Source organism: Oscillibacter sp. (genome assembly GCF_032018205.1).
Lineage (GTDB): Bacteria > Bacillota > Clostridia > Oscillospirales > Oscillospiraceae > Oscillibacter.
The window spans coordinates 1-11,928 of the sequence record NZ_DALZOY010000020.1 but is presented as its reverse complement, the minus strand read 5'-3'; the positions used below and the strand labels follow the sequence as shown (position 1 = coordinate 11,928).

At 59.8% G+C, this 11,928-nt stretch carries 11 protein-coding genes; all 11 read right to left on the bottom strand.

Translation table 11 applies throughout. The features are described 5' to 3' along the window. Positions 1–34: 34 nt before the first annotated feature. The 11 genes from acpP to RTU96_RS13175 all read right to left on the bottom strand — a co-directional run bounded on the left by acpP (position 35) and on the right by RTU96_RS13175 (position 11,762). The gene (gene acpP / locus RTU96_RS13225; protein WP_293009202.1) at positions 35–283 is read right to left on the bottom strand and encodes an acyl carrier protein; all 249 of its coding nucleotides are present in this window, start codon (positions 281–283) and stop codon (positions 35–37) included. A 79-nt stretch (positions 284–362) separates the two neighbouring features. Further along, a complete protein-coding gene (gene plsX / locus RTU96_RS13220) occupies positions 363–1,385 on the bottom strand; it encodes a phosphate acyltransferase PlsX (protein ID WP_312637097.1) in 1,023 nt (340 codons plus the stop codon). 41 nt (positions 1,386–1,426) lie between these two features. Beyond that, entirely contained in the window at positions 1,427–2,734 is a 1,308-nt protein-coding gene (gene trmFO, locus RTU96_RS13215) for a methylenetetrahydrofolate--tRNA-(uracil(54)-C(5))-methyltransferase (FADH(2)-oxidizing) TrmFO (protein ID WP_312637122.1), read from the bottom strand. Positions 2,735–2,800: 66 nt separating this feature from the next. Continuing rightward, positions 2,801–5,311 (bottom strand): type I DNA topoisomerase, encoded by a 2,511-nt coding sequence (gene topA / locus RTU96_RS13210; protein WP_312637096.1) that lies wholly within the window; start codon positions 5,309–5,311, stop codon positions 2,801–2,803. A gap of 44 nt (positions 5,312–5,355) precedes the next feature. Further along, positions 5,356–6,537, bottom strand: a complete 1,182-nt coding sequence (gene dprA / locus RTU96_RS13205) for a DNA-processing protein DprA (protein ID WP_312637095.1) — start codon at positions 6,535–6,537, stop codon at positions 5,356–5,358. Between the two features lie 13 nt (positions 6,538–6,550). Then, positions 6,551–7,318, bottom strand: coding sequence for an RNA methyltransferase (locus RTU96_RS13200; RefSeq protein ID WP_312637094.1), 768 nt, complete (start codon positions 7,316–7,318; stop codon positions 6,551–6,553). 245 nt (positions 7,319–7,563) lie between these two features. Beyond that, on the bottom strand, positions 7,564–8,286 hold the full coding sequence (locus tag RTU96_RS13195) for a hypothetical protein (protein ID WP_312637093.1): 723 nt from the start codon (positions 8,284–8,286) through the stop codon (positions 7,564–7,566). Between the two features lie 128 nt (positions 8,287–8,414). Beyond that, the gene (locus RTU96_RS13190; protein ID WP_312637092.1) at positions 8,415–9,620 is read right to left on the bottom strand and encodes a peptidoglycan DD-metalloendopeptidase family protein; all 1,206 of its coding nucleotides are present in this window, start codon (positions 9,618–9,620) and stop codon (positions 8,415–8,417) included. 38 nt (positions 9,621–9,658) lie between these two features. Then, positions 9,659–10,546 (bottom strand): permease-like cell division protein FtsX, encoded by an 888-nt coding sequence (gene ftsX / locus RTU96_RS13185; protein WP_312637091.1) that lies wholly within the window; start codon positions 10,544–10,546, stop codon positions 9,659–9,661. Continuing rightward, positions 10,533–11,231 (bottom strand): cell division ATP-binding protein FtsE, encoded by a 699-nt coding sequence (ftsE, locus tag RTU96_RS13180; protein WP_293009220.1) that lies wholly within the window; start codon positions 11,229–11,231, stop codon positions 10,533–10,535. The genes ftsX and ftsE overlap by 14 nt, the downstream gene beginning before the upstream one ends. Before the next feature lie 237 nt (positions 11,232–11,468). Next, entirely contained in the window at positions 11,469–11,762 is a 294-nt protein-coding gene (locus RTU96_RS13175; RefSeq protein ID WP_312637089.1) for a hypothetical protein, read from the bottom strand. Positions 11,763–11,928: the final 166 nt, after the last annotated feature.

Here is an 11,928-nt window from a genome sequence, read left to right as displayed (position 1 = left end):
AAGGAAACCCCGCTCGGAGCGGGGTTTTCCTCTCTTATCTGTTCAGTTTTGCGGCGATATAGCGGACAGCATCCCCCACGGTTTTCAGCTCGCTCAGATCGTCCTCCTGAATTTCGCCCACGTCAAACGCCTCTTCCATGGCCATCACCAGCTCCACCAGGTCCACGGAATCCGCGCCCAGATCCTCCTCAAAGGAAGTCTCCATGCTTACTTCGTCGGCCTCTTTGGCAAATTGCTCGGCCACCAGATCACGCATTGTCTGAAATACCTCTTCATTCGACATACCAGTCACTCCTCAGGTCACAATTGTTGGAGTAATCATACGGCAGCGCCGCATATCTGTCAATAGGGTATCAGATTTTTTACGCCAGATCCATCTGCATCTGCGCAACATTTGCCTCCACATCGGCAATAAACCCGCTTGCGGCAAATTCCGCCGCGCGGCGCACCGCATTTTGGATTGCCCGTGCGTCGGACCCGCCGTGGGCCTTGATCACCGGCTTGGTAATGCCAAGAAACGGCGTTCCACCCACCTCGCCAGGGTCCATCATCCGCTTGAATTCCGCCATCTTATCCTTCATCAAAAGTGCGGCCAGCTTTGTCTTGGTTCCCGACAGAAACAGCCCTTTCAGCTCCTTGGACATGAGCTTCGCCGTCCCCTCCAGAGATTTAAGCATCACATTTCCGGTGAAACCGTCCGCCACAATCACGTCCGCCCCGCCAAGCATAGCGTCGGATGCCTCGATGTTTCCGATGAAGTTCAAACGGCCCGCGCGGGCCGTCTCCTCCAGCACGGCATAAGTTTCATGGCGCAGGGCGTCGCCCTTTTCGCTCTCTGCGCCAATGTTCAAAAGACCCACACGGGGACGCTCCACACCCATGACCTTCTGGGCGTACAAACTGCCAAGGAACGCAAATTGCAGCAGATACTCTGCCGTGCACTCCGCGTTGGCCCCCGCGTCGCACAGCACGGCCTTTCCCCCCAGCACGGGAATCTGCGGGCACAGCGCCGCCCGGCGCACGCCCCGGATGCGCTTTACCACAAGCGTCGCCCCGACCAGAAGCGCCCCGGTGGACCCGGCAGAGACAAACCCGTCTCCCAGCCCCTCCTTCAGCATGTTCAGCCCCACAGTGAGGGACGAGTCCTTCTTCTTTTTAAACGCTGTTGCGGGGTCGTCGGCGATTTCCACCACCTCCGACGCGTCTTTAATCTGCACCCCGGCAGGCAGGGTTTTTTCGCCGCAGCCCTCCACGGCCCCCAGCACCTGCGCCGCCCGGCCCACCAGCACGATTTCTGTGCCGTAGGCCCTGTGGGCCGCCAGCGCGCCCTTTACAATTTCAACCGGGGCGTTGTCCCCGCCCATTGCATCCACGATGATTTTCATGCAGCCATCCCTTTCGCCGCGCCCGCGGGCGCAAAATCTCTCTAACGGAGCGCCTCTTCCCGCAGGCCATCTATGATATTCAGCGACCGGAGGGAAATCTCCGTATTTTTATCCCGCTTCCCCTTGACCCGATGGTCCAAAGGCGGCATAATTCCGAAGTTGACGTTCATGGGCTGGAACCGGACCACCGACTGGTCGCAGACGTACAGCCCCAGCGCGCCGATGGCGGTTTCCCGGGGAAAGTCCAAAGGCGGCAGCCCCCGCAGACGGCGCGTCAGCTCCACCGCCGCCAGATACCCGCTGGCGCAGGACTCCACATAGCCCTCCACCCCGGTCATCTGCCCGGAAAATGTAACACGCGGCTCCTTTTTCAGCCGATAATACCGATCCAGCAGGCGGGGCGAGTCCAAAAATGTATTGCGGTGCATCACGCCGTAGCGCAAAAACTCCGCGCGATGCAAAGCGGGAATCATGGAAAACACCCGCTTCTGCTCCGGAAACTTCAAATGGGTCTGAAATCCCACCAGATTGTAAACGCTGCCGTCGGCATTGTCCCGGCGAAGCTGCACCACCGCATAGGGCCAGCGCCCCGTGCGGGGATCGTCCAGCCCCCGTGGCTTCAGCGGCCCATAAAGCAGCGTGTCATGCCCCCGGCGGGCCATGACCTCCACGGGCATACAGCCCTCAAACACCTTCTGGTCCTCGAACCCGTGAACCGGCACCTCCTCGGCGGCGGTAAGGGCCTGCCAGAACGCGTCGTACTCCTCTTTCGTCATAGGGCAGTTGACATAATCCGCCGAACCCTTCCCATACCGGGACCCCAGCCACGCGCGGTCCATATCCACGCTGTCCGCTGAAATCAGTGGCGCGGCAGCATCGTAAAAATGCAGAGCGGTGTCCGTGCCCAGAAGCAATTGCAGGCGCTCTGCCAGCGCGTCGGAGGTCAGGGGGCCGGAGGCAACCAGTACCTCGCCCTCCGGCAGCTCCGTCACCTCGCCGGGAACCACGGTGATATTGGGACACGCCTTAATCCGTTCTGTCACCAGCGCGGAAAAGCCCTGACGGTCCACCGCCAGCGCACCGCCTGCCTCCACCCGGGTTTCGTCGGCGCAGGCAATCACCAGCGACCCCAGCCGCCGCAGTTCTTCCTTCAAAAGACCCGCGGCGTTTTCCAACTGGTCGCTGCGCAGGGAATTGGAGCAGCACAGCTCCGCGAAATCGTCCGTCACATGGGCAGGATTTTTCTTTTGCGGCTTCATCTCCAAAAGCGTCACATGGGCGCCCCGGCGGGCCAGCTGCCAGGCGGCTTCGCTCCCAGCAAGGCCCGCTCCGATGACCGATACGTTCATACGTGTGTCCTTTCGCATGCCCGGCCCCCGCGTGGGGCGCTTCGCGCCGATATGGCGCGGGGCAAATCAGATTTCTTCGTCGGAGACGGCCTTTTTCCCGGCGGGTTTTTTCGCCGCCTTCGCGGCAGGCTTCTTTGTCGCCGCTTTTTTCACAGCCGTCTTTTTCTCCGCCGTCTCTTCCGTTTCAGCGGCCGGATCGACCGGCTTTTTTGCGGTTTTCGCCGGGGCCTTCTTTTTGGCGGCAGCAGTTCCGGCCGCCGTCTTTTTGGAGGCGGGCTTTTTAGCGGTTGTTTTCTTAGCCGCCGTTTTCTTTGCCGCCGTTTTCTTTGCCGCAGGCTTTTTTGCGGCTGCTTTTGCAGCCGGTTTCTTCGCGGCGGGTTTCTTTTCGGCGTCCGCAGCTTTCCCGGCAGACTCTCCGCCCTCGTCGGCAGTTTTCTTGGGATAGCCCCGCTGGTCCTCCGGCAGGAAGTTGGAGCAGGCGGGGTTGACGCAATAGGGCCGCTTATAGCCCCGCCCGGACCGCTTGAACATGGTCTGCCCGCACACGGGGCAGTCGTCCTTCACCGGCACGTCCCATGTCATAAAGTCGCACTTGGCGGCTTCATCCTTGGCGCTGCGGTGCTCGCAGCAATAGTAATTATACTGCTTGCCAGACTTCTTACTCACGCCGGAGCGCTTCATAATCCGCCCGCCACACTTGGGGCAGCGGCCCGGCATCACCACCACCAGCGGCATGGTGAAGCTGCAATCGGGATAGCCCGGGCATGCCAAAAACCGCCCGAACCGCCCGGACTTTACCACCAGATTTCGCCCGCATTCGGGGCAGATTTCCTCGCTCACTTCGTCGGGCACCTTGATACGGGTCCCTTCAAGCGCTGTTTCCGCGTCTTTCAGGCTCTGTTCAAAATCGCCGTAAAATTCCCGCAAAACGCCCTTCCACGGGGTCATTCCCTCCTCCACAGAGTCCAGCTTCCGCTCCATGTGGGCGGTAAACTGCAAGTCCGCAATGTCGGAAAAGCGCTGCTTCATCAAATCCGTCACCACCCGGCCAAGGTTGGTGATTTTGAGGTATTTCCCCTCCTTCACCACGTATTCCCGGTCAAGGATGGTGGAAACGGTGGGCGCGTAGGTGGAAGGGCGACCGATGCCCTGCTCCTCCATGGCGCGAATCAGCGTTGCGTCGGTATAGTGGGCGGGGGGCTGGGTGAAGTGCTGATCCCTGCGGAACTCCTTCAGGCCCAATGCCTCTCCCTCCCGCAGGGCAGGCAGGGGAGATTCCTTTTCTTCCTTCTCCTCGTCCTTACCCTCTTCGTAAACGGCGGTGTAACCCGCGAATTTCAGGCCCGAGGCGGTGGCGCGGAAGATGTGCTCTCCGGCGGCAATGTCCACGGACACGCTGTCGTACACGGCGTTTTCCATCTGGCTTGCCAAAAAGCGGCTCCAAATCAGCTTGTATAGCCGATACTGCTCCCCGGTGAGGTCGCCCTTCACCTGCTCCGGTGTCAGCTCCACGCTGCTGGGACGGATGGCTTCATGCGCGTCCTGTGCGTTGGCCTTGGCCTTATAGTGGCGAACCTGCGCGGGGTAGTATTCTTTTCCGTACCGGCTGAGAATGAAGCTCTTGGCGGCTGCCTGCGCTTCCTCGCTGATGCGCAGAGAATCGGTTCTCATATAGGTGATCAGGCCCACCGCGCCCTCGCCCGCGATGTCCACGCCCTCATAGAGCTGCTGGGCAATGGCCATGGTGCGCCGGGGGGTCATGCTCAGCTTCCGGGACGCGTCCTGCTGGAGGGTGGAGGTGGTAAACGGCGGAGAGGGGCTGCGCTGCTTATCCGTCCGCTTCACGGACTTGACCGCAAATGCCTGACTCTTCGTCTCCTCCACCACGGACTCCACTTCGTCCGCGGACTTCAGCTCGACCTTCTTGCCGTCTCTGCCGTGGTAATGGGCGGTAAATTCGGTCTTCTTTCCGTCGTCGGTGCGTAAAAACGCGTCCAGCGTCCAGTATTCCTCAGGCTGAAATGCCTCGATCTCCCGCTCCCGGTCGTCCACCATCCGGGTTGCCACGGACTGGACCCGCCCGGCGGAAAGACCCCGGCGGATTTTCTTCCACAAAAGGGGACTGAGCTGATAGCCCACGATGCGGTCCAGAATGCGCCGGGCCTGCTGGGCATCCACCAGATTCTGGTCGATGTCCCGGGGCCGCTGGATGGACTCCTGCACCACCTTTTTAGTAATCTCGTTAAAGGTCACCCGGCGAGTCTTTTCATCCGGCAGGTTCAAAAGCTGCTTTAAGTGCCATGAAATCGCTTCGCCCTCCCGGTCGGGGTCGGTTGCGAGATATACGGTGTCGGCGGACTTGGCGGACTTTTTCAAGTCGCCGATGATGTCCTCCTTGCCCTTGATGGGCTGGTACACCGGGTCAAAATCCCGCTCCACGTCCACGCCCAGCGTACTCTTGGGCAGATCCCGCAGATGGCCCATGGACGCCTTTACGCGGAAATCCTTTCCCAGATATTTTTCAATGGTCTTGGCCTTCGCGGGAGATTCCACGATGACCAGGCTCTGCTTTGCCATAGTTACCTCCAAAACTTTGCGGGAGTTGAGTTGTGATTAAAAATTTATGGGATGAGGGTCACGGCGCGGACATACCGCTTGCCCTCCCGCTGGGTTACAAATCCGTCGATTTCCAGCATAGTCAGGGCTGAGAGCACCCGCCGCACGGGCAGCTCCGTCAGCTCCGCCAAATCGTCCACCGCCATGGGCTCCTCCGTCAGCGTCTGCAAAATCAGAATCTGATCGTCGGTCAGTCCCGCGTCTTTGACGGAGAGGGCGGGCAAGGCGGGAATCGCCGCCTCTACGGGCTGTCCCGGCTGCTTTTCCGGGGGCGGCGGTGCGGCGGCGCGGGTCTGCCCGCGCAGTTTACCCGGAAACAGCGCCTCATACTCCCGCAGAATGTCCCACGGCTCCGCCGCAACCATAGCTCCGTCCCGTATCAGGCGGTTGCAGCCTTTGCTGTTTTCCGCGTAAATGGGACCGGGGACGGCAAATACGTCCCGCCCCTGATCCAGTGCCATTCCGGCGGTAATCAGCGCGCCGCTGCGAGTCGGGGCTTCCACCACCAGTGCGGCCACGCTCAGGCCGGAGATCATGCGGTTGCGGATGGGAAAATGACCGGGCAGCGTCTCCGCACCCGGCGGATACTCGGAAACAAGACAGCCCGCAGCCGCCACGTCTTCATACAGCCACCCGTTTTCCCTTGGGTAAATCACGTCGATTCCGCCGCCCAGTACACCGATGACCGAGCCGCCCGCCCGAAGTGCGCCCTGCGCGGCCACGGAGTCGATGCCACGGGCCAAGCCCGTGACCACCACCGCTCCTGCCTCCGCAAGGCCGAAGGACAAATCCTCCGCACAGCGGATGCCATAGGGCGAAGCCTTCCGCGTCCCCACCACGGCAACGGCGGGCAGCTCGTCCACCGCGGGAAGCCTGCCCCGGATGTACAAAAGGCAAGGCGGGTCGTAAATACTGCGCAGGCGGACGGGATAAGCGGCGTCATGAAGCGTCAGCAAATGCAGGCCCAGACGCTCACAGTCCGCCAGAATCCGGTCCGCTTCCGCCAAATCCTTCTTCCCCAAAACCTCCGCTTCACGGCGGGAGATCCCCTCCGTAAGCAACAGCTCATCCCGGTCGGCGCAGTAAATATCCTCCGGCGTGGGAAAGCGCTCCAGAAGTGAGAGCTTCGTCTGACTGCCGACGCCTTCCAGCCGGGAAAGCCAGACCCAGTATTTCAGCATGGACATGTCCGTCCCTCCTCTATCCCCGGCCCCGGGCCATCTCCCACAGCAGCGCGGCGGCGGCCGCCGCCGCATTCAGGGACTCGCAGCGCTCATTCATGGGGATTTTTACCGTGGCGGTGCAAAGGGCAAGCATTTCCTGAGAAAGGCCTCGGCCCTCGCTGCCGATGGCGGCGGCGGCACGGGTATAGTCCAAATCCCGAATGTCCCGCGTGTCCGATTGCAGAGCCGCGCCGTAAAGCGGAATGCCGCTTTTATTCAGCAGTGCGGCGACTTCCGCCGCGCCGCAGGTCCACACCGGGCAGCGGAACGCCGCGCCCATGCCGGCCCGCAGAGTTTTAGGATGGTAGAGGTCGGCGCAGCCGTTCACCAGAAACAGCCCGTCCGCCCAAAAGGCGTCCGCCGTGCGGAGAATGGTGCCCACGTTACCGGGGTCCTGCACCCCGTCCAGCACCACGTAGCGCCTGCCATCCAGCGTTTCGGGCAGGGCCGTCTCCCGCATTCGGCAAATGGCCAATACGCCCTGGGGCGTTTTGCTGGGGGCGATGGATTCCATCACGGCCTCCGTCACCTCCACTGTCCGGACGGAGGGCGGCAGGCCATCCAAGACCCGCCCCGGTGTGGTCACCACGGTGTCCACCGTCTCGTCTGCCCAGCGGAGAGCCTCCTCCACAAGCTTTGGACTGTCGCAGAGGAAGAGGCCTGTCTCCCGGCGAAACGCGCCGTCTGCCGCCAGCTTTTTCAGCTTCAGGCAGAGAGGGTTTTTTCTGCTTGAAATTCGCTCCACGGCCCCGCTCCTCTCCCTCAAATTTCAAAACGGGCAGCCGATACATTAAATAGGTAGGCCCCGGATTTTGATGTGAAAGTGAGTATATCATACGCCGTCAAACAATTCAAGTCAACGATTTTGCGCCAAAACCGGGTTTTTTGCCGCTCTAACGCCACTGAAAAGCCAGGAAAAATCCCGGCTGCATCAAAATGCGACAGGCCTCGCCCGGTTGGCGCCGGTCCCTGCTCCAACCGGGCGGACGGTCAGCTCACCCGCACTTCAATCTGCTCCGCACGCAGCGCGCCGGCAGAACATAAAGCGGCAAACAACTGGTCCCGGCGGCAGCCATGGGGCATCCGTTCTGCCTGAACTGGGACGTTTAGAGTCACATACGCGGGGATCGGCGCGCCGTCGTACAGCGGCAAGGTCACTGCGCAGTGCAGCTCCGGTCTGGGCGCGAACAGCAGCAGTGCTTCTGCCGCTTCCAACTGCGCCGGGGCGGGACGCAGCAACAGCGACACGCCAAATTCCCGCCGAAGCTGGCGGGCCAGCTCTTCCCCGCCGTCCGGAATGTCCAGCAGCACATAACGGTAGCGCAGACTCAGTTCCGTCACCGCCCGGACCAGTTCTCCCGTAAGATAGTCGGCGCACACCGCCACTCTGGTTGCCCCTGAAATTTCCCTGCTTGCAAGTTCAGCCCGAAGCCACTCCCCGGCGATACTGCGGTATAGGCGCGTCACTTCCACGGGAAGCACACCGTATTTCGCAAAAATTGCCTCATAGGGAAACGCCTCCGGAAATACCGCACGGGTAACGCCCACTTTTTGAAGCTTTTTCGCGGCCCCCGCCGCCCTGCGGCGCAAAACGGCAGCCGGAGTATTTTTCCGGCGAAGTAGCCGCACCTCCAGAAACCGCATTCGTAAAATCGCAGATTCACCCGCCCGGCGGGGCGCTTTTTCCTCCGTCCATGCCACAAATCCAATCATGTCAACCTCCCTGCCCTCCCGTGGGAAACTCGGAGCGACCCTTCCGTGCCGGAGCAAATCGCTTCGGCAGGCGCAAAAGCCCTCCCGTCCCATTTCTATGGGACAGGAGGGCTTCTTATGCTGAGAAATCAGCGGGAGAGAGAATAACCGGTGAGATAATTCAGTGGATTGATGCGCACGCCGTTCTCTGAAATCTCAAAGTGGAGGTGCGGCCCGGTGGAGTTGCCGGTGGAGCCGGTGACGCCGATGGAATCGCCTTGATTCACATAAGACCCGGAGGTAGTTCCAAGGCTGCTCATATGGGCATACAGGGTGGTGTTGCCTCCGCCGTGGGAAATGACCACGTAATTGCCGTAGGAGCTGGAGCGCTGGGCCACGATCACGGTTCCTGCCTTGGCGGCGTGGATGGTGGTGGTATAGCCCACACGTCCGATGTCAATTCCCTTGTGGTTTGTGGAGCCGATGCCCCCCGGAGACGAACGTCCGCCAAAGGTGGAGGTGATATACCGGCTGTCCACCGGCCAGATGTAGCCGCCAAGAGCTGCGTTGGAGGGCTTTCCTCCGTTGGCTGCGGCCTGCTCCGCCGCAAGCTTGCGGCTCAGCTCTTGAATTTCTTTCTGGATGGACTCCTGCTCCTCTGCAAGACCGTCGATCTCGGCCTCCGTCTCGTTCTGGTCGCTGGCAAGCTGGCGAATGAGGTCGTTGGCCTCCGTACGCTGGGCCTCCAGTTCGGATTTCTTGGCTACAAGCTCTTTCTTTGCTGCTTCCGCGTCGGCTTTGGACGCGGTAAGCTGCGCTTCCTTCTCCGAAATTTCCTCCTGAAGGGCCTTGAGCTGGTCAATCACCGCCTGATCCGCATACATAATCTCATTCACTGCGTTCAGCCGGTCCAGAAGGTCCGTAAGGCTGTCGGCCTTAAAGAGGACGGACCAATAGCTAACGGTTCCCCCCTCCTCCATGGCCCGCACCCGGCGGCAGAATAACTCGTACTGAGCAGCTTCCCGCTCCTGCGCGTCGGCCAGCTCCGCCTGAGTCTGGGTAATCAGGTCGGCATAGGTGGAAATCTGCGTCTCCACGTTGCCGATTTCCTTTACCTGCACGGCAATCTGCTGATCCAGCAGCTCCTTCTTCTTCATGACCTGCGCCTTATCATTGGACAGAGCCGAAAGCTTTGCCTTCAATTCCTTTTTCTGCTTGTTCAAATCGGTGGCGCTGGTTTTCAGTGCGTCGATATCCGCCTGCTTCACGGCGGCCGCAGGCTGGGGCAGCAGCACCGCAGTGCAGATTACCAAAAGAGCCATCAAGCCCGCCGTGAGGCGCTTCATCCGTCTCATCAATGTTCCACCCTTCCGCATGTTTCGTAAGGCACGGTTTACACCTGTAAAAACCGCCGGATGGCGGACAGACTGCCTCCCACGCCCACGACAATTCCGGCCACCAAAAACGTGGCCGCCACAGGGAGCCAAAGCTCCCCAAAGCTCATCACGTTGATAAGCTGAAGCGTATCGCTGCTCTCCACTCCCCGGGCCACGGCCTCATACAGCGTCCATTGCAGCAGGAAGGCCGCGACCGCGCCGGTGATGCCCAGCATAAAGCCCTCGTATACAAAGGGCCAGCGGATAAAACCGTTGGTAGCGCCCACCATGCGCATGATGGCAATTTCCTCCCGCCGGTCAAAGGTGGTGAGCTTGATAGTGTTGGACATGATGAACACGGACACCACCAGCAAAATCACAATCAGTGTCACGCACACCACCGTGGCGATGTTCCGCACGGTAATCAGCCCGTCGGAAAACTCCTCGTAGGCAGTGACTTCCGCAATGCCCTCCACCTTCTCCACGGCGTCCTTCGTCTCTCCCGTCAGCCGGATGTCCACGGTTTTCACGGCAAACCGGTCCCGGAAAATCTCCGGGTCCAGATCCTGAAACGCCGACTCGTCGGTGTATTTCTCCTGAAAATTCTTGGTGGCCTCTTCCTTCGTGATGAAGGTGGCGGAGGCCACGTTCGGCTGGGCCTCAATCTTGCTTTGGAGCAGCCGGGCCTGCTGGGTGGTGTAGCTCTCGTCCACATACGCGAGGATTTCGTTGTCCCGCTCCATATCCCGAAGCTGCTGGTTGGCATTCACCGCCACCAGAGAAAATGTACCCATAATCAAAAGGCAGGCCACGGTGACGCCCACGGCCGCAAAGGACATAAATCCATGGCTGAACATATTGGAAACGCCCTCGTGGAAAAAATAGCGGAAATTATGCCTTCCCATGGATATGTCCTCCCACATAGCGCCCTACGGAATCGTTGATGATACGGCCGCCGTCGATGGTGATAACACGCTTTTCAAAGCGGTCCACCAGATCCTTTTCGTGGGTAACCACCACCACGGTGGTCCCCAATGTGTTAATTTTTACCAACAGCCGCATTAGCTCCAGCGACCGGTCCGGGTCCAGATTGCCGGTGGGCTCGTCTGCAATAATGGTGGTGGGGTTGTTCACCAGCGCCCGGGCGATGGCAACCCGCTGCTGCTCGCCGCCGGAAAGCTCGGTGGGGAAATGGGAAGCCTTTTCATCCAGCCCCACCAGCTTCAATACATAGGGAATCCGTTTGCGCAGCTCCTTCTCCCCCATGCCCACAGCCCGCATGACAAACGCCAGATTGTCATACACCGTTTTCTTCTCAATCAGGCGGAAATCCTGAAAAATCACACCCACGGTCCGCCGCATCAGGGGCAGTTGCTTATCGGTGATATTGCTGACGGAAAACCCGTTGATCATCACCCGGCCCCGAGTAGGCTCCACCTCCCCCGTAAGCAGCTTGATAATCGTCGATTTACCCGCGCCGGAGGGCCCAACCAAAAAGATGAACTCGCCGTCCTCGATGGTGAGTGTAATGCCCCGGATGGCCTGCGTGCCGTTGTCATATTCCATTTCCACGTCCTTCAGACGGATCATATACGCACCTCGCTCCGATCCGGCAGGACCGCCGGAATTTCCATTTTTCTGGGATGGTAGACATAAATCTACAATCGATTGTATTATATATGCTTTTTCCCCATCATGCAAGTGAAAATATGAAATGTATCCGGAAAATTCCCGGACGCACGGCATTTCCCATATCCTCCCCTTTTTCCGGTCTGCCGCTCCGCAAAAAAGGAGGACGGCTTGTGCCGTCCTCCCTGATCTGCGGCTTTAGTTCAGCCGCACCTCTTTTGCCGATTCGGGCTGAAAGTAGCCCAACATGTCGTACTTGTTGTACCCGGAATAGTCGGACAGGGCCCGGCCCTCCAAAGAATAGCTGCGAATAAACCGCTTGCCGTCCACTGAGGTCCAGTTTTCCGAGTCCCATGTGAGATAGCCGTCCTCGTCGGTCTGCTTTTCGACGAAAAGTAAATCCACCTGCCGGTTGTGGTTCGCCACAAGGTCTACCAAATCATCCCAGCTTAACTCCTTCTCGCACTTTTCAATCAGGTCGTTGACTTTCATTTTCTTCCCCCTCAGCCCACGTAGCCGGCTTTTCTCAGAAGTTCCATAGACCGCTCACTGTTGGCCTCGCTCATCATGACGAGCGGGCCTGTGCAGCCCATGCCGCTTTCGGCGTAAATCCCCGCCTTCCACAGCACGCGCACCGCGTCCTCCAAATCCATCACCT

Bases quoted from the DNA above. Each gene is read 5' to 3' on its own strand.
- acpP (WP_293009202.1), bottom strand. From the start codon at position 283: ATGTCGAATGAAGAGGTATTTCAGACAATGCGTGATCTGGTGGCCGAG.
- plsX (WP_312637097.1), bottom strand. From the start codon at position 1,385: ATGAAAATCATCGTGGATGCAATGGGCGGGGACAACGCCCCGGTTGAA.
- trmFO (WP_312637122.1), bottom strand. From the start codon at position 2,734: ATGAACGTATCGGTCATCGGAGCGGGCCTTGCTGGGAGCGAAGCCGCC.
- topA (WP_312637096.1), bottom strand. From the start codon at position 5,311: ATGGCAAAGCAGAGCCTGGTCATCGTGGAATCTCCCGCGAAGGCCAAG.
- dprA (WP_312637095.1), bottom strand. From the start codon at position 6,537: ATGTCCATGCTGAAATACTGGGTCTGGCTTTCCCGGCTGGAAGGCGTC.
- RTU96_RS13195 (WP_312637093.1), bottom strand. From the start codon at position 8,286: ATGATTGGATTTGTGGCATGGACGGAGGAAAAAGCGCCCCGCCGGGCG.
- RTU96_RS13190 (WP_312637092.1), bottom strand. From the start codon at position 9,620: ATGAGACGGATGAAGCGCCTCACGGCGGGCTTGATGGCTCTTTTGGTA.
- ftsX (WP_312637091.1), bottom strand. From the start codon at position 10,546: ATGGGAAGGCATAATTTCCGCTATTTTTTCCACGAGGGCGTTTCCAAT.
- ftsE (WP_293009220.1), bottom strand. From the start codon at position 11,231: ATGATCCGTCTGAAGGACGTGGAAATGGAATATGACAACGGCACGCAG.
- RTU96_RS13175 (WP_312637089.1), bottom strand. From the start codon at position 11,762: ATGAAAGTCAACGACCTGATTGAAAAGTGCGAGAAGGAGTTAAGCTGG.